Raw genomic sequence first — 16,298 nt, 5'->3', positions numbered from 1 at the left:
TATTGGTCACGATGGTTCGAGGATAACGGTCAAATCGCGCCCCATGCCCAATGCGGCAAGGCTTTCGAAGAAGGTCACGACCTTTGTGCGGTCTTCGTCGAGGATCATGTTTTCGAGCGCGATGCGGGCGTGATGAGCGGGTTTTCCCTTCGTCGGGTCAGCTATGTAGTTCGCCTGTGCGTTGAAAAGGAACCAGTCGACCGGGAAATCCGCCAGCAAGTTGCGGCAGGTCCACCCGGTGCGAGCGGTGACGCGCCGAAGGCTGTCGGCAGAGAAATAGCTGAGATGATCGGGCGGGGCGATCCAGAAGCTGCGGTCGATACGCCCCGAGGTAAGGGCGATGTGCTGAAGGCGCGAGAAATCGTTGGGAACGGTTAAGACGAGGCGGCCGCCCGGCCGTGTAAGCGCCCTGAGCTGCCGCAGAAGGGCGACGGGGTCAATCACGTGTTCGAGGACATTCTGCAACCAGACCACGTCATATCCCGTGCCCTGCGCAATTTCCCTGTCAAGGCAAGCGAAGAGATCTCCGGTGACGAGACTGTGCAAGAGCTGCGGATTCTGGCCTCGGAGACCAGCATCGCTGAAATCAATGCCGCGCACCGACCAACCCGCCTCTGCCCCATGTGCAAGGACGAAGCCTTCTCCGCAGCCGACGTCCAGCAGGTGGCCGGACCCGGCTTGGCCATCTGTTGCCAGCGACCAGCGCAGCGCGATCTTGCCCCGGATATGTCGCAACTCGTCGGCACCGTAGCTGTGTTCATAGCTGCCGCGTGCCTCTTGGTAGTAGCGCCGGGCGTAGTACTCGGACAGTTCTGCTGGCGAGGGCGGAGTGCGGATGCGCCAATAGCCGTCTTCGGTGCGTTCCAAGCTTTCTGGAACGAGACCGGCAAATTCCGCATTGCTCCAGCTCATCGCGTTTATTCCTTCGCCTAGCGGTGTCCCGTCGGCGTGGACGTTAATCGGTGGGGGTGCCTGCAACAAGAGCATCGGCAAGCCGGGCTGCGCCGCGACCGTCGCAGAGGGCGTGGGTGCGCCGGGACATGTCGACCAGCATGTCGGGGGACATCAGGGCGGTCAGTGCGGCGCTGGCGGTGGCGGCGGTGACGCTGTCCAGCCTACCGAGGAGTAGGGTCAGACGGTCGGTGGCAAGGTCGTGGGCGATCCGCTCCTGATTGGTCGCTATGGTTACGGCGAGGGTGGGAAGGGCCATAGCGAACCTTTCCCATGTGCTGGAGCCAATGGGCCCGATGGCAAGGTCGGCGCGTTCCATGAAGGGGAGGAGGGAGGGTTGGGGGCCGTGCAACCGGATGCGACCGGAGCGGATGGCGGGATGGGTGGTCAGGCGGCTGTCGGTGATGACGGTTGCGCTGCTGACGAGGTCGGCGGTGAGGTCGGTTGCGGCCAGCGCGTCGAGGACGGGAAGATGGTGGTCGGCTGTCGCGGTGCCGAGATAGAGGAAGGCGTGGCGGGCGCTGGTCCTCACGCGGGCGCGGGCATGGGCGGCGGCGAAGGCCGGATCGAGAAGCGCCATCTGGGGGCTGGAGAAGCGGTGGCATTCCGGGGGAACGCGTTCTGCGAAGGGATCCTCGCCGGGGCGTCGATAGTTCGGATCAAGCAGCGCGTCGCATGCGAGGGGGCGGTCGGCGAGATCGTCGATGACGAGGATACGCCGGGCTTTCGGGCGAAGCGCGGCGTGCCAGCGGGCATCGAGGGCATAGTGATCGACGATCAGCCAGTCGCAGCCGGGGCCGAGAGCGGCGGCGCTGTCAGCCGCGTCGTCAGCCCAGAAGGTGCCGAGCCAATCGGCATGTGCCGGGGCCAGCGGGCCGGTTTCCACAGAATGGGGTCGTGGGGGGAGCAGTGTCAAGTCATGCCCTGCGCTGCGAATGCGGCCCGCCAGCGCATCGGTCAGATGACGGGCGATTAAATGGCAGGATGCGCCCCGCGCCGACAGTGCATTGGCCAGCGCCAGGCAGCGCATGATGTGCCCCCCGCCCATGTAGGCGGCGCCATCGGCGCGGAAGGCCGCGCGCATCGCGGTCAGTTCAGGCGGCGGAAGCCGCTATGGGCGACCGGGCCTTCCAGCAGGGTGGCGGGATCGGTCCCTTCGGATTCGCAGCGGGCGATGGTCTGCCAGACCCCAGCGAGATCGGCGAAGTAGCGGTTCACCGTGGCCTCGTCATGGGCGAGGGAGGCATAGACCGAATTCCCGGCGAGCCAGCCTTTTCGGAGCATCTCCTGCGTGATCAGGGTCTTGTAGACCTGGGCATGGGGGCTACGGATGGTGAAGCCGCAGAGGGCGGGCAGGCCCCAGTGATCCAGCGTGATGCCCACCTCGGCGGCGAGTTGGGTCCAGCGGGCGCGGATCGCGGTGCCGGTTGCGGTGATGCGCTCCCATGACCTTTCGCGTTCCATCACCTCGAGCGTGGCCAGGGCGGCGGCGGGGCCGATGCGTTCGGTCCAGAAGGTGGAGGAGATGAAGGTGGTCTGCGCCGCCTCCATCACGGCGCGGCGGCCGAGGATCGCGGTGATCGCATAGCCATTGCCGATCGTCTTGCCGAAAACGGCCATGTCGGGTTCCACGCCGTGTTTCAGGTAGAGCCCGCCGAAGGTTTCGCGGAAGCCGCTGGTGCATTCGTCGAAGATCAGGACGATGCCCTTGCGGGTGGCCGTCTCGCGGATGTGTTCGAGATAGCCGGGCGCGGGGCCCGCGTTGCGGGAAACTTCCATGAAGATCACGCCGACCTCGGGGTCGGAGACGGCTTCGTCGAAGGCGGCGATGTCGTTATAGGGGAAGGGGCGGACGGAGCCGGCCAGATCCTTCGGCACGCCATTCGGTTCGAGGCCGGGCAGGAGGTGGCCCGCCAGCATCTCGCCCTGCGCGAGATTGGCGGCGAGATACCAGTCATGCCAGCCGTGATAGCCGCAGAATGCCACCTTGTCGCGGCCCGAGGCGGCGCGGGCGATGCGGACGGCGACGGCATTCGCCTCGCCGCCGGTGCGGCAGAAGCGGGCCATGTCGGCGAAGGGGTGCATGGCGATGAGACGTTCGGCGAGCCAGACTTCCTCGGGGGCGTTGAAGGTGGACAGGTTGCCGTCCTGTACGACCTTCATCACGGCGGCATCCACCTCGGGGTGGGAATAGCCCAGCGTATTGGTGCCAACGCCCATGAGGAACATGTCGGTATAGGCGTTGCCGTCCATGTCCCAGACCGTGGCACCGGAGGTGCGGCTGAAATAGGCGGGCCAGTGGTCGGGCAGCAGCATCTCGGCCCGTTTGGACAGGAGCATGTTGCCGCCGGGGATGATCTGCTTTGCGCGGCGCCAGAGATCCTGGCCGGTGCCGGTGGTCCGCTTGGTGCTGTCGGTCATTGCGGCTTTCCCCAGACATACATCGTCTTGTAGCCCTGTTCGGCGAAGGGGGCGGTCAGGGCGATCAGGTTCGGATTGGCATCGAGGAAGCGGACGATGTCGGCCACCGGGATGCGGGGCGCCTTGTCGGCGAAGGTCTGATAGACGGCGCGGGCGAGGACCAGATCCTCGGGGTTGTCGACCGTCAGTCGCAGGTCCTTGCGGTTCAGCTCTGGCGGGCCGCTGACGCGTTCGGCGGCGAAGAGCTGCGGGTTGCGGCGGATATACTGGGTGCAATGTTCCCGTTCGAAGGCATCGGCGCTTGCATGGGACTGTTCGAGAGAGGCGAGGGAGCAGATCTCGAACCCGCAGCCGTCGATGATGTCATCAAGGAAATAGGCGTCGAGGCCTCTGTCGCAGGTGATCTGCCATGCGGGGTCGATCGCCTCGAACAGGGGAAAAGGCGACTCGCTCGTGACCCGCAGGATGTCGCTGCTGCCGGTGTGCCGCGCGCATTGGATCAGCCGCGAGAGGACGTCTGCCTCGCTTCCGATGACAAAGGGCAGCCCCTGAGTCTTGGCGAAATCGACGAAGGGCAGGTTGTCGGTGCCTTCGGCGATACCGAGGCAGATGTGACTGACCGAAGGGAGGGTTCTGAGGCAGTCAACCAGATGCTGAAGGATTGTGATGCCACGTTCGACGTCGAGGTTCTGGAGTGGCTTGCCGTAAAGCCGCGTGCTGCGGTTACGGCAGGCGATGGCCGCGACGAGGCTGCGCTGGGTCATGCCCGCACCACGGCAGGAGAGGCCGAACCATCACTTCTGGCGGAGGGAAGGGGGCGCGTTTTGATCGTCATCTGTTCCAGCGTCTGGGATCGAGTAGGGTGGCATTCGTGCTGTGCAGATCGTCGGGCGGAAGGGGGCCGTCGGTCTGCGCCGCCGCAAGTATCTGCTTCAGGTGGTCAGGACTGTCCATCCCCAGCACGGCGCATTCGGCGTAATCGCGCGAGAGGGCGAAGCGCAGGGCGGCGGCAAGCGGGTCTGACCCGGTGGCGGCCAGCCAGTCCTGCCAGCGGCGCAGGTCGGGGGCGGCGTGGGAGAGATGCGTGGGCAGGTCGGAGAGCGGCATCAGGAGCAGGCCCTGAAGGAAGGCCGAGCGGAGGTGGAGGCGCGTGCCGCCCTGCGACAGGCGCGCTGCCCAGCCCGAGCTTTCCAGCCGCCGGTCGAGGACATTCGCCGGGCTCTGCACGATGTCGAGGGGGATGGGCGCGCGGGCGGGGCCTTCGGGCAGAAGGGCATCGAGGTCTTCGGGGCCATAGATGGAGATGCCCGTCGCCGCCGTCAGGCCCCGGTCGCGCAGGTGGATCAGCGCCTCGGCCAATGCCGGGCCGTGCGGGCCGCGCAGATCATCGGGGCGGTGCAGGAGCAGACCTTCGAGGTGATCCGCGCCAAGGCGCCGGAGGGACCCTTCGACGGTGGTCCGGCACCAGTGGCCGATCTCTGCCGCTGGCAGATCGGCGGGCAGGCCGGGCAGTTTGGTGATGATCCGCCAGCCGGAACGGGCGGCGCCGATCTCGCCAAGCACGGTTTCGGCCTCGCCATAGGCGATGGCGGTGTCCAGAAGTGTGGCCCCTGCGGCGCGGGCGCCTGCGAGGATTTCGGCCGCCGCGTCGCGGGGCGTCTGGCCGCCCCGGTTGGCGATGCCATAGGGCAGGCCGAACTGGACCGTGCCGAGGGCGATCTTCATCCGACGATGTCGCGCAGGGCGGTGATGACCTCGGCCTGCTGGGCGTCGGTCAGGTCATAGAACAGCGGGATTGAAAGCGCCTGATCGTAATAGGCCATGGCCGCCGGGCAATCCGACGGGCCGAAGCCGAGCGCCGCGTAATGCGGCTGGATCGGAACGGGGATGTAATGGACCTGCGACCCGATGCCCCGGGCGCGCAGGGCGCGCATCACGTCGCCGCGCGTCTTGCCGATGGCGGCAAAGTCGATGCGGACCACGTAGATGTGCAGACCGGACTGGTCGCGCCCCTCGGGCTGGGCCGGGCGGAGATGGGCGAAATCCGCGAAGGCGGCGTCATAGCTGCGGGCAAGGGCGCGGCGGCGCGCGATGAAGCTGTCGAGCTTTTTCATCTGCGACAGGGCGAGGGCGCATTGGATATCGGTGATGCGGTAGTGGTAGCCGAGTTCCTGCATCTCGTAATACCACGGGTTGGGCTGGCCGTTCTCGACCGCCGCCTCGGGGGCCTGGAAGGGATCGTCGAGCTTGTTGATGCCGTGGCTGCGGATGCGGATCAGTCGGCGGTAGAGGGCCGTGTCATTGGTGGTGATCATGCCGCCTTCCCCGGCGGCGATGGCCTTGACGGGGTGGAAGGAGAAGCAGGTCATGTCGGACTGGGTGCAGCTTCCGACCGGCGTGCCGTCGCCCTGCCGCGCGCCGAGCGCATGGGCGGCATCCTCGATCACCATGGCGCCACGGGCGCGGGCGATGCGGGCGATGGCCTCCATGTCGCAGGGCAGGCCGCCGAAATGGACCGGTATCACGGCCGCCGTGTCGGGATGGGCGGCAAGGGTCTGTTCCAGTGCCTCGGGGGACATGTTCACGGTGGCGGGGTCAATGTCGGCAAAGCCGACGCTGCCGCCGCAATAGAGCGCGGCATTGGCGCTGGCGACAAAGGTGATGGGTGAGGTGACGAGTCGGCGCCCCGGCCCGACCCCGGCGGCCATTGCGGCCAGATGCAGCGCTGCCGTGCCGCTGGAAACGGCAACGGCATGGCGCGCGCCGACATAGGTGGCGACCGCCTCTTCGAAGGCGTCGATCATCGGGCCTTGCGTCAATTGCTTGCCCGACAGGATGTCAACGACGGCGGCGATGTCTTCGGCGTCGAGGTGGTGGCGACCGTAGGGAATCATAGGCTTCGGATCTCCGTGATCGCGGGGGTTTCTTCCTGCGCGCGCAGGAGGTCCAGATGGGCGTCGATGCCGCCGAGGCCGTGGCCGAGCAGAGCGTGCAGGCGCCTGGTCGAAAGCGCCATGGACAGGGGGCGGCGGACGAGATCGGGCTGATCGGCCAGTCGCGCCGGTTCGATCCGGGCGGGGGACAGGCCGAAATGATCGGCGAGGCGCAGGCCGAAGGCGTGCTTGCTGAGCGCCTCGTCGCCGACGGCATTGACGATCCCGCTTGCCCCTTTGGCCGAGAGGGCCATCGCGGCCTCGATCAAGGGGGTGATATGGGTCGGGGTGTAGCGCATGTCGGTGAAGAGCCGCAGGGGGCGGTCTTGCCGCAGGGAGGTGAGCAGCCAGTCGCTGAAGGAGGGGCGGTGGCTTGGCCCCCAGCCGTAGAAGTTCGTCCGCAGGACGAGGGCGCGCGGATGGGCGCGCAGAACCGCCTCTTCGGCGCGGGCCTTTGTCTGGCCATAGACGTTGACGGGTGTCGCGGGGCTGTCTTCGTCGTAAAGATCGGCCCGGCCATCGAAGAGGTGGTCGGTCGAGATGTGGATCAGGGCTGCCCCGGCCCGTTCGGCGGCGGCGGCGACCGTGGCGGCGAGGGTGACGTTGTGGTGATGGGCGGCTTCGGGATCCTGTTCGCAGCGTTCGACGCTGGTCAGGCCGGCCGTGTGGATGATGCAGGCGATGCGATCCTCGGTCATGGCGGCGTCGAGGTCGTGCGGATCGGCGAGGTTGAGCGGGCGCGCCGTCGTGCCGGGCAGCGCGATCCGGCGCCGGTGCAGCGCAAGTGTGACCGGTTGGGTTTCACGGCGGGCGGCGGCCCAGTGCAGGCCGAGGAGGCCGGTGCCGCCGGTGATCAGCAGAGGAAGGCCGGTCATCGGAACCCGTCCGGTTCCTGCGCCGGGGGCGCCACGGGGCGGCTATGGGCGCGATGGCGCGGTCCGATGCATGTCATGGCGCAGGAATACGCCGGAAGGCGGAAGTGGTGCAAGGCCGCAGCATCCGGAACGGCGGCCTAGGGCCGTTGCAGCACTGCGACGAATTTGCGCGTCACGGGATCGGCCGACCAGTCGGGATTGCGGCGTTTCAGAAGATAGGTCGGGGTAATGCCCGTCCGGGCGGCCAGATAGGAAATGACCTTGTGGCTTTCGTCGGAGGCATAGGCATCGCTGCCGCGTGGATCGGGGATCACGTCATCGCACATCAGAAGGCCGCCGCTGCGGCAGGCATGCCAGGAATTGCAGAAATCCCAGGCCACTTCGGGGAAGAGGTGGCCGCCATCCATCCAGATCAGATCGAAGGGACCCGGAGCGCGTTCCGGCAGGAAGAAGGAATTCGCCTCGATGAAGGTGATCCCGTCGCGGTTCACCCTGCCGTCCCGTGTGGCGCGGTATTCTGCCAGTTGCTCGGGCGTGTCGCGGCGGTAGGTTTGCTGCATGATCGGGTCGGAGGTGGGCAGGTCCAGCGTGGTGACCTGCGCCCTGGGAAAGAGCGTCTTTAACAGAAGTGCCGTCTTGCCGCGGAACGTTCCGATTTCGAGGATGTCGCGGATCGTTTCGGCGCGGGGTGACAGGCTGAGTGCAGCGAAGACCAGCCAGTGGATGGAGTCCGTTCCCTTAAGGTCGTCATAGGGGGCGCTGCCGATGCTGCGCAAGGCGGCGTCGAGATGGGGTCGGGCGGCGACGGGATCGAGCCCGAGGGCGCGGAACTTGGCCGCCTCTTCCGCCTCGATCCGGGGGAGGTCGTAGCTTTTCATCGCGCGCATCCGGCGCAGGCGGCGGGCATAGCGCTGCGGGTCGAAGTACTTGGCGATGGTCACCCGTTTTCTCCCGTGGTTGCGGTTTTGGAGAGGCCGTCCAACCATTGCCTGAGCGCGGCCCGGCCGTAAATCATCGGCAGCCCATGGGTCTGGCGCGGTGAGGCGATCAGGCGCGCGGTCGGGTCATAGAAGGCCGCCGGCCGGTCATCGCGTGCGGCGATGAGAGAGGGGCTTGAGAAAGGCATGGAGATGGTGGCCGTGCAGGCGGCGGTCACGCGGGTGGCACTGATCTGGGGATCGAGAACGATGGCGTGCGGCGCGTCGATCATGCGGCGCACCGCCGACTCGTAGCGGGGCGGGCCCATCTGCTTGCGCTCACGTTTCTGCTTCAGGACGAGGGTGATGCCCGCCGACTGCGCCTCTTCCCGCAGGTCTTCGAGGAACTGCGCGGCGATGGCGTCGCGATAGTATTCCGGGACGAGGCCCATGACCGCGAGCCGCGCCGGGCTGAAGGGGGCGACGTCGAAGACGGCGAGGCTTGGGCCGGGAATGGCCGGAAGGGGGGTTTCGGAATCGGTCAGGGGGATGGGCCCCATCACCTCTGCCCTGTCGCGGTCATGGCCCCAGGCGGCGATTAGATCGGCCTGGGCATCATCCCAGACGCGGTAGCGGTCCCAGTCCATGCTCTGATAGCCTGGGATGAAGGACGGCGGACGGGGGGACGGGCGCAGGCGCAGGCATTCGTCGGTATTGGAGGAATAGAAGGCGAGAACGGCCCAGGACCCCGCCTCTGCCGCCGCCCAGCGGGTGAAGAGCGGGCGCAGAAACCAGCGGGAGTTTTCAAAGACGTAGCGGCGCGCGAGGCGGCTGGCGCCGACCGCCCGCGCATGGGCGACCAGGACGGTTTCCGGCAGGAGGAGGGCGGGTTCCGGGCGGCCGAGGAGGAGGCCGATCATGGCCCCCAATGAGAGGCGGGCCGCGGCGAGCCCGAAGGCGGCGCGGGCGCGGAGGCCGGGAAAATCGGGGAGGGGCGAGGCGACGAGGTCCCGCCCCGGACCGGCGGCAGCGGGCGTGTCGCTATGGAGCCAGAACCCGCCAGCGGGCGCGTCGCGGAGCAGCCAGTCCACGAACATGGTGTCGGCGTTCCGGGGGCGGGGACGCAGGAAACTGGCCGGAAGCTGCGCCGCGACGTCATAGGGCGCATCCGGTGCCTTGCGCAGCCGTCCGGTCGAGGCGGCGAGCAGCGTGCGGAAGATCTGCCGGATGCCGCGGGCCAGTCCGGTGACGGCCATCATCCCGCAGGCGACGGCCGAGGCGCGATGGCGCAGGGGAAGGCCGCGCGCGACAAGCGGGGCGCGCCAGCCGGCGGGGATGGGAAGGGCGGCAGCGCGGCCCGTGGCCAGCAGCATCAGACCTGGCATGATCTGCGGGTAGAGCTGGGTGAGCAGGGTTTGGCGGAGGGCGGTTTCGAGGCCGGTGTCGAGGCGTGCCGGCAGGCCGGACAGGCGAAAGAGCCAGATCGGCAGGGGCAGCCTGACGAGGGAGAGTTCTGCCGCAAGGCGCGAGGCGGCGTCGGGATCGGGGCCGTCCATGACCTCTTGCCAGGCGCGGCGCAGGGCGAGCGAACGTCGCAGGTGGCGTCGCCGAAGCCAGGGTCGGAAACTGTTTGAAAGGATGGCCCGCATGTCGTGGCGGTTCTTGCCTGTTCGCCCTGAAGTGTAAAGAGTGAAGGCGGAACGATCAGAACGGCGTTGCAAAGGGCATGGCCTTGAGGCAACCACAGCGCCGAAAAGGATACGGTGGACGAACCTTGAAGACACGCGTGCTGGTTCTGGGTGCCGACGGAATGCTGGGGCACAAGCTGTTTCTCGGCCTTCGGGACATGTTCGATGTCATGGGATCGGTCCGTTCGGAAAAGGCTGCGGTCGCTGCATACGGCATCTTCGACGCGTCCAATACGCTCTTCGGGCGCGACATGGGATCCGAGGCGATGCTGGCGCGCACGCTGGACGAAGCGGCGCCGCAGGTCGTGGTGAATGCCATCGGAATCGTGAAGCAGCGCCCGGTTTCGACCGATGTGTTGCAGAGCCTCGAGTTGAACGCGGTCCTGCCGCACCGTCTGGCGAAGCTCTGCGCCGAACGGGGCGCGCGGCTGATCCACATGAGCACGGATTGCGTCTTTGCCGGGACGCGCGGGGGTTATGTCGAAACGGATGTGGCGGATGCGACGGATACCTATGGGCGCACGAAGCTTCTGGGCGAGGTGACTGGCCCGGGATGCCTGACGCTGCGGACGTCGATCATCGGTCTGGAACTGGCGCGGTTCCGCAGCCTGATCGAATGGTTCCTGCGCCAGGAGGGCCGGGTGCCGGGCTATCGCCATGCGATCTTTTCCGGGCTGACCACGACGGAACTGACGCGGGTCATCGCCATGCTGATGCGGGATCATCCGACCCTTGACGGGCTTTACCACGTCGCTTCCACCCCGATCAGCAAATTCGCGCTGCTTCGGCAGTTCGCCGCCCTGGCCGGGCGTCCGGTGGAACTGGTTCCCGATGATCAGGTCGTCATCGACCGCAGCCTTGACGGCGCGCGATTTGCCGGGATGACCGGCTATGCGGTGCCGTCCTGGGAGCGGATGCTTTCGGAACTGGCCGATGAGCTGCGGGCGCGGTGAAGGGGCAAGCGGAAAGCTTCGGGCAGTGACCAGGAAACTGCCAACCCAAGAACGTACCAAAAAAGTGCCAATCTGGAAAAGTCTGCTGCAATCCCGAAAACGGCGAAGCCCATCAACAGAAAGATTCCGCTGGAAGTGTAGCTTCTTCGAAACATGCTGGTAATCTTTGCGCTGAGATCTGTTGATGCCATGGTGCTCAGAAAGAGCAATGCGATCCCAAATGCAAATGGGCCAGAGTAGTTCATCAAGAGTGCATAGAGAGATACCGTCGAAGCCCCGCTCATCTCGATGATAATTTTCTCTGTTATTGCCTCGGCGCCTGGCGTCAGGCTGAGGGCATTCATGATCGAGGCCACCAAGTCTTGCAGATATGCCTGATCAATCCCCAAAGGAACAAGAATATCAATCACCCTGGCGGCGACGCTGCCGACAATTGTATGAGCATTCAGAAAGAATGCGGTTACAACACCGGGAAAAAGAACGAAGTAAATAATAAAAAATATAAAGTAGAACTTTGCCAGGAGTCCACTGTTCTCTCTTTGCGCTCCTGCGCCTCTTGCCCGTCCGACAAGGTAGGCGATCAGGACAAAGAGAGTGATTATTTTTGCGAGGGTCAAGACCGCAGCCAACGCCAAAAGAGATGCCTTCAGCGGCTCTGCCTTCTGGCTGATGCCAAGAAAGATCGCAGCAGCTACAATAATTACGAAACTGGCAAACTGGTTCGAGTGGAGAATGCCGGCAGGCCGCCCTTGCAGAAGGGTGGCCTCAAGGGAATCGTAGCCCACGAGGAAAGTTGGTTCAACAGTGATGGAAAACTGTTCTCCGCTCGGCAATTGAGTTTGCGAAGAGAGGCGATAAAGGTCTTCATGGAATCCGATAATCTGGAGGAACATCACGATGGTTGTGAAGAAAACAACTGCCAAAAGAGAATTGAGAACGAGCCTGAGTGAGGCGGCTGAAGTTGTCAGTCCAAGATAGAAGGACAGGCAAAGGAGCGCAGCCTCATAGGGCGGTCTGTACCCGATCTCTCCAAGTGCGAAGAAGGAGACCAGGACAACAAGGAATGGAACTACACGAGAATTGAAGTAAGTATAGAGAAAAAGCAGTGCTGCAGCGATTGAAAGGATATGAAGAGTCCTTCCTGCCTGTTGCAGGACTTCGATTGCTTGATTGGAGAGAACGACTGAGAACACAAGGCACAGTACGAACAGACCTGTGGTTGCGTTCTCATACGAAGTGGATCTGCTTCCTTGCATCAAGCTGCGCCTCTCTCGGGAAAAAGAAGTAAAGAACATTTAATTCGAAACAGACGTCGCTCTGCGATCAATGTTCATTAAATTTACCTAGGGCATAAGGGTGGTCGCTACTCTTCTAGATGAACATGCCCGTCCTCAACGTCAAGTTGATCATCGTCCAAGTCTCTTAGCGGCGCATGTGATGACATGCGACAAGCCAAACGCCCCTGCCGTACAAAAGATGGTGACTGGCGCGGGTCGGGCCTGACTGTGCTTGGCCACGAGGCACAGCTGAGAACTGTCATGTCCCGAAGACGACCGGCCTTCTCCCTGACCGCTTTCCTGATGACAGTCCGGGGCCGAGGAAGTATGCCCTCGCCATGCTGCGGGATATCGGTCGAGCGATTGCGATTCTGGATGCGGACACGCGCCGCGCCCTTTGGCCATTGCTCTTCACCTTCGGGCTGATCGCGGCGCTGGATGCGCTGGGGATCGGGCTGGTCTTTCCGGTGATGCTGTCGCTCTTTGCCCCAGAAGCCGCGCCCGGGGCTTTGGCGTCGGACGGGTTCCTTGATCGGCTGACGGCTTGGCTGCCCGTCGATGGGGCCGCATTGGGCCTTGTGGCGATTATCGTCTTTCTGGTGAAGAATGTCCTTTCGGCCTGGCTTGTCGGCTGGCAATACAGCGTTCTCTCACGCGCCGAGGCGCGGATGGGGACGCGGTTGTTCGAGCGGTATCTGCGCGACCCCTGGCGCAGCACGAGCCAACGCAATTCGTCGGAGATGATGCGGAATGCCTCTGTCTCCACAAGCCATCTGTTTCTGTCCTACCTGATCCCGCTGATGACGCTGGCGGTGGAGGGGCTGCTGGTGGTGGCGGTCTTCGCGATGCTGCTGCTGGTCGATGCGCGGGTCGCCGTCAGTGCCGCGGTGCTTCTGGCGCTGGCCGGGGGAATATACTTCGCCCTGGTCCATGGACGGCTGCGCAGTGTCGGGCGGGATTTCCAGAAGGCCAATCTGGATCTTCTGCTGCACCTCAAGCAGGGGCTTGCGGCCGGGCGGGAGATCCGGGTTCTGGGTCGTGAGGCCGAGTTCGTCGATCAGGTCGCCTCGGCGCGGGCGCTCTATGCCGAGGCGCAGGCGCGGCGGGCCTTCTATACGCAGCTCCCGCGCTATTACCTTGAATCGGTTCTCGTGGTGACCGTCGCCGTGGCGGTGGTTGTCGCCTTGCCCGCCCGCGCACCGGGCGAGTTGAGTGCGATCATGGCCCTGTTCGCGGTGGCGGCGTTGCGGCTGATGACTTCGGCCAACCGCATCCTGGGGGCCTTGCAGCAGGTGCGGATGGGTGTGGAGGCGATGCGGATCGTCCATGCCGATCTGACGCGGACAGATGCGGACCTGCCGAAACCGCGGCCGGGGGTGGTGGAGCCGTCGCTCGATCAGGGCCTGAGCCTGCGCGGTGTCGCGTTTTCCTATCTGGCGGAGGGGGCCCCCGCCTTGCACGATGTTTCCTTCGATCTGCCGGACCGGGGCAGCCTTGGCATCGTCGGGCCCTCTGGAAGCGGCAAGAGCACGCTGGTCGATGTGCTGCTTGGGCTTCTGCCCCCGGATGCCGGCGCGGTGCTGCATGATGGCGTGGATATCCAATCGGATTTGCGGGGCTGGCGGCGGCTGATCGGTTTCGTTCCGCAAACCATTTCCCTGACGGATGACAGCCTGCGGCGGAACGTGGCTTTCGGCCTGCCCGATCATGCGATCGACGAGGCGGCGGTCTGGGTGGCGCTGCGGATGGCGCAACTGGAGGAACTGGTGGCGACCCTGCCGCAGGGGCTGGATACGCCGCTGGGTGATCTTGGGGCGCGGCTCTCGGGTGGACAGCGGCAGCGGGTCGGGATCGCCCGGGCGCTTTACCACGATCCGCGCATCCTGGTGCTGGATGAAGCGACTTCGGCCCTTGATGGCGAGACGGAACAGGCCGTTGTTGCCGCGATCGAAGCTTTGGCGGAGCGCAAGACACTTATCGTGGTGGCGCACCGGCTGAGTACGGTGCGGCGCTGCGACCGGCTGCTGGTGTTGGAGGGCGGCCGGGTGGCGGGACTTGGTCCGACCGAGGAGGTCATGCGCGAGAACGCGGTGGTTCAGCGCCTGCTGGGCCGGGCGGAGGGGAGCGCCGCGCCCTAGACCCCGGTCTCGTGCCAGACGGTGCGGCGGACATAGCCCGTATAGCTGCGCACGATGCGGAGGACCTGCTGCGACACCGGATGCGGGTCGATATCCGAAATGTAGTCGCCGATCATCGGGCGGGTCCGCGCGGACGGATCGTGCTGCGCACAGACGATGCGGATGGAATCGAGCAGGCTTTCGCGGTCGAGACCGCACATGACCAGCGTCCCGGCATCCATGCCTTCGGGGCGTTCATGGGTGTTGCGCAGGGTGACGGCGGGCAAGTTCAGGAAGGCCGCCTCTTCGGTGATCGTCCCGCTGTCCGAGATCACGCAGCGCGCGTCGAGTTGCAGGCGGATGTAGTCGAAGAAACCGAAGGGCTTGAGAAAGCGGATGCGCGGGTCGAGCGTGACTTCCGTCAGGGCATCCAGACGCTTGCGCGTGCGCGGATGGGTGGAGACGATCACCGGCAGGTCATGCGTTGCCGCCATGCCGTTGAGACAGTCGAGCAGGGTGCGGAGCGTTTCCGGGCTGTCGACATTTTCTTCGCGGTGGATCGAGACGATGAAATACTTGCCCCGTGTCAGGCCGAGTTCGCTTAGCACCTGGGAAGCGGCGATGCCGTCCTTGTAGTGATGCAGCACCTCGCCCATGTGGCTGCCGGTGCGGATGATGGTTTCGGGGCGGATGCCTTCGGCCATCAGGTAGCGGCGCGCATGTTCCGAGAGCACGAGGTTGATGTCGGACAGATGATCGACGACGCGGCGGTTGAGTTCCTCGGGGACGCGCTGGTCAAAGCAGCGGTTGCCTGCCTCCATGTGGAAGACCGGCACCTTGCGGCGCTTGGCGGCGATGACCGAAAGACAGGAATTGGTGTCGCCATAGAGGAGGATGGCATCGGGTGCCTCGGACTCGATCACGCGGTCGGCGGCCATGATGACCTGCCCGATGGTCTGGGCTGCGGTTTCACCCTGTGATTCGAGGAAATGGTCGGGGCGGCGGATGCCCAGATCCTCGAAGAAGATCTGGTTGAGTTCATAGTCGTAATTCTGCCCGGTATGGACGAGCACGTGCCGGGTGTGCCGGTCGAATTCGGCGATCACGCGGCTCATCTTGATGAGTTCGGGCCGCGTGCCGACGATGGTCATGACCTTAAGCACGCAATTCCTCCTGGATGTAGTCGAGCGAGAGGAGCAATTCTTTCACCTCGGCCACCGTCAGCCGCCGGGTGTTGTGCGAGGTGTAATCCTCCAGCTCCGAAACTTCGGTTTCGCCCTCGCTGAAATACTTGGCGTAGTTCAGATCACGCACATCGGCCGGGACGCGGTAGTGATCGCCGGTATCTTCGGCATGGGCCATCTCTTCCCGCGAAAGCAGCGATTCATAGAGTTTCTCGCCATGCCGCGTTCCGATGATCTGGATCGGAGACGAGGCGTTGAAAATCTGGCGCACCGCCTCGGCCAGGTCGCCGACGGTGGAGGCGGGGGCTTTCTGGACGAAGATGTCGCCGCGTTCGCCATGGGCGAAGGCGTGCAGCACGAGATCGACGGAATCCTCCAGCGACATGAGGAAGCGGGTCATGTTGGGATCGGTGACGGTCAGGGGTTTGCCGGCCTTGATCTGCGAAACGAAGAGCGGGATGACCGACCCTCGCGAAGCCATCACGTTGCCATAGCGCGTGGCGCAGAAGACCGTGTCGCCCGGGCGCCCGAGACGGGCCTTTGCAACCATCAGCTTTTCCATCATCGCCTTGGACATGCCCATCGCGTTCACCGGATAGACCGCCTTGTCGGTGCTGAGGACGATCACGCGCTGGACGCCCGCCTCTTGCGCGGCGTTCATGACGTTCTCGGTGCCCAACACGTTGGTCCGTACGGCCTCCATCGGGTAGAATTCGCAGGAGGGAACCTGTTTCAGGGCGGCTGCGTGAAAGATGAAATCCACCCCCTGCATCGCCCCGCGCAGGCTGCCCGGTTCACGGACATCGCCGATGTAGAATTTCAGCTTGGGGTGGTTGAGGGCGATGCGCATGTCCTCCTGCTTTTTCTCGTCCCGGCTGAAGATGCGGATTTCCCGCAGGTCGGTGTCGAGAAAGCGCTTGAGGACGGCATTCCCGAAGGAACCCGTTCCGCCCGTGATCATCAGGGTCTTGTCGGTGAACAC

14 protein-coding genes are annotated in these 16,298 nt (G+C 64.8%); 2 read left to right on the top strand and 12 right to left on the bottom strand.

All coding sequences use genetic code 11. The features are described 5' to 3' along the window. Positions 1-6: 6 nt before the first annotated feature. The 9 genes from C0V75_RS03120 to C0V75_RS03080 form a co-directional block, all read right to left on the bottom strand. Entirely contained in the window at positions 7-912 is a 906-nt protein-coding gene (locus tag C0V75_RS03120) for a bifunctional 2-polyprenyl-6-hydroxyphenol methylase/3-demethylubiquinol 3-O-methyltransferase UbiG (protein WP_158241762.1), read from the bottom strand. 43 nt (positions 913-955) lie between these two features. Beyond that, positions 956-2,035 carry a UDP-2,4-diacetamido-2,4,6-trideoxy-beta-L-altropyranose hydrolase gene (pseG, locus tag C0V75_RS03115; protein ID WP_101919419.1) on the bottom strand — a complete coding sequence of 360 codons (1,080 nt, stop codon included), beginning with the start codon at positions 2,033-2,035 and terminating at the stop codon, positions 956-958. Positions 2,036-2,040: 5 nt separating this feature from the next. Continuing rightward, positions 2,041-3,372 (bottom strand): aminotransferase class III-fold pyridoxal phosphate-dependent enzyme, encoded by a 1,332-nt coding sequence (locus C0V75_RS03110; protein WP_101919418.1) that lies wholly within the window; start codon positions 3,370-3,372, stop codon positions 2,041-2,043. Then, the gene (locus C0V75_RS03105; protein WP_101919417.1) at positions 3,369-4,136 is read right to left on the bottom strand and encodes a cytidylyltransferase domain-containing protein; all 768 of its coding nucleotides are present in this window, start codon (positions 4,134-4,136) and stop codon (positions 3,369-3,371) included. The genes C0V75_RS03110 and C0V75_RS03105 overlap by 4 nt, the downstream gene beginning before the upstream one ends. 67 nt (positions 4,137-4,203) lie before the next feature. Further along, a complete protein-coding gene (locus tag C0V75_RS03100; RefSeq protein WP_101919416.1) occupies positions 4,204-5,097 on the bottom strand; it encodes an aldo/keto reductase in 894 nt (297 codons plus the stop codon). After that, positions 5,094-6,266 carry a UDP-4-amino-4,6-dideoxy-N-acetyl-beta-L-altrosamine transaminase gene (gene pseC, locus C0V75_RS03095; protein ID WP_101919415.1) on the bottom strand — a complete coding sequence of 391 codons (1,173 nt, stop codon included), beginning with the start codon at positions 6,264-6,266 and terminating at the stop codon, positions 5,094-5,096. The genes C0V75_RS03100 and pseC overlap by 4 nt, the downstream gene beginning before the upstream one ends. Next, positions 6,263-7,180 (bottom strand): SDR family oxidoreductase, encoded by a 918-nt coding sequence (locus C0V75_RS03090; protein ID WP_101919414.1) that lies wholly within the window; start codon positions 7,178-7,180, stop codon positions 6,263-6,265. The genes pseC and C0V75_RS03090 overlap by 4 nt, the downstream gene beginning before the upstream one ends. 137 nt (positions 7,181-7,317) lie before the next feature. Next, complete coding sequence (locus tag C0V75_RS03085) at positions 7,318-8,121, bottom strand: class I SAM-dependent methyltransferase (protein WP_158241761.1); 804 nt, start codon at positions 8,119-8,121, stop codon at positions 7,318-7,320. Then, a complete protein-coding gene (locus C0V75_RS03080) occupies positions 8,118-9,746 on the bottom strand; it encodes a polysaccharide biosynthesis PFTS motif protein (protein WP_143710373.1) in 1,629 nt (542 codons plus the stop codon). Before C0V75_RS03080 ends, C0V75_RS03085 begins: the two co-directional genes overlap by 4 nt. 125 nt (positions 9,747-9,871) lie before the next feature. On the opposite strand from C0V75_RS03080, the gene C0V75_RS03075 reads away from it, so the two are divergent. Continuing rightward, a complete protein-coding gene (locus C0V75_RS03075) occupies positions 9,872-10,738 on the top strand; it encodes an SDR family oxidoreductase (RefSeq protein ID WP_216821390.1) in 867 nt (288 codons plus the stop codon). Here C0V75_RS03075 and C0V75_RS03070 read toward each other — a convergent pair. Further along, a complete protein-coding gene (locus C0V75_RS03070; RefSeq protein ID WP_216821389.1) occupies positions 10,675-12,033 on the bottom strand; it encodes a hypothetical protein in 1,359 nt (452 codons plus the stop codon). The genes C0V75_RS03075 and C0V75_RS03070 overlap by 64 nt on opposite strands. 320 nt (positions 12,034-12,353) lie before the next feature. Between C0V75_RS03070 and C0V75_RS03065 the strand changes: the two genes are divergently transcribed. Next, a complete protein-coding gene (locus C0V75_RS03065; RefSeq protein WP_101919409.1) occupies positions 12,354-14,153 on the top strand; it encodes an ABC transporter ATP-binding protein in 1,800 nt (599 codons plus the stop codon). Here the strand turns inward: C0V75_RS03065 and wecB are convergent. After that, on the bottom strand, positions 14,150-15,295 hold the full coding sequence (wecB, locus tag C0V75_RS03060; RefSeq protein WP_101919408.1) for a non-hydrolyzing UDP-N-acetylglucosamine 2-epimerase: 1,146 nt from the start codon (positions 15,293-15,295) through the stop codon (positions 14,150-14,152). The two genes, C0V75_RS03065 and wecB, sit on opposite strands and share 4 nt — an antisense overlap. Beyond that, entirely contained in the window at positions 15,288-16,298 is a 1,011-nt protein-coding gene (locus C0V75_RS03055; protein WP_101919407.1) for a polysaccharide biosynthesis protein, read from the bottom strand. Before C0V75_RS03055 ends, wecB begins: the two co-directional genes overlap by 8 nt.

The organism is Tabrizicola sp. TH137 (assembly GCF_002855575.1).
Lineage (GTDB): Bacteria > Pseudomonadota > Alphaproteobacteria > Rhodobacterales > Rhodobacteraceae > Paragemmobacter.
The sequence above is the reverse complement of the archived record's forward strand: the minus strand, read 5'-3'. Positions and strand labels throughout refer to the sequence as shown.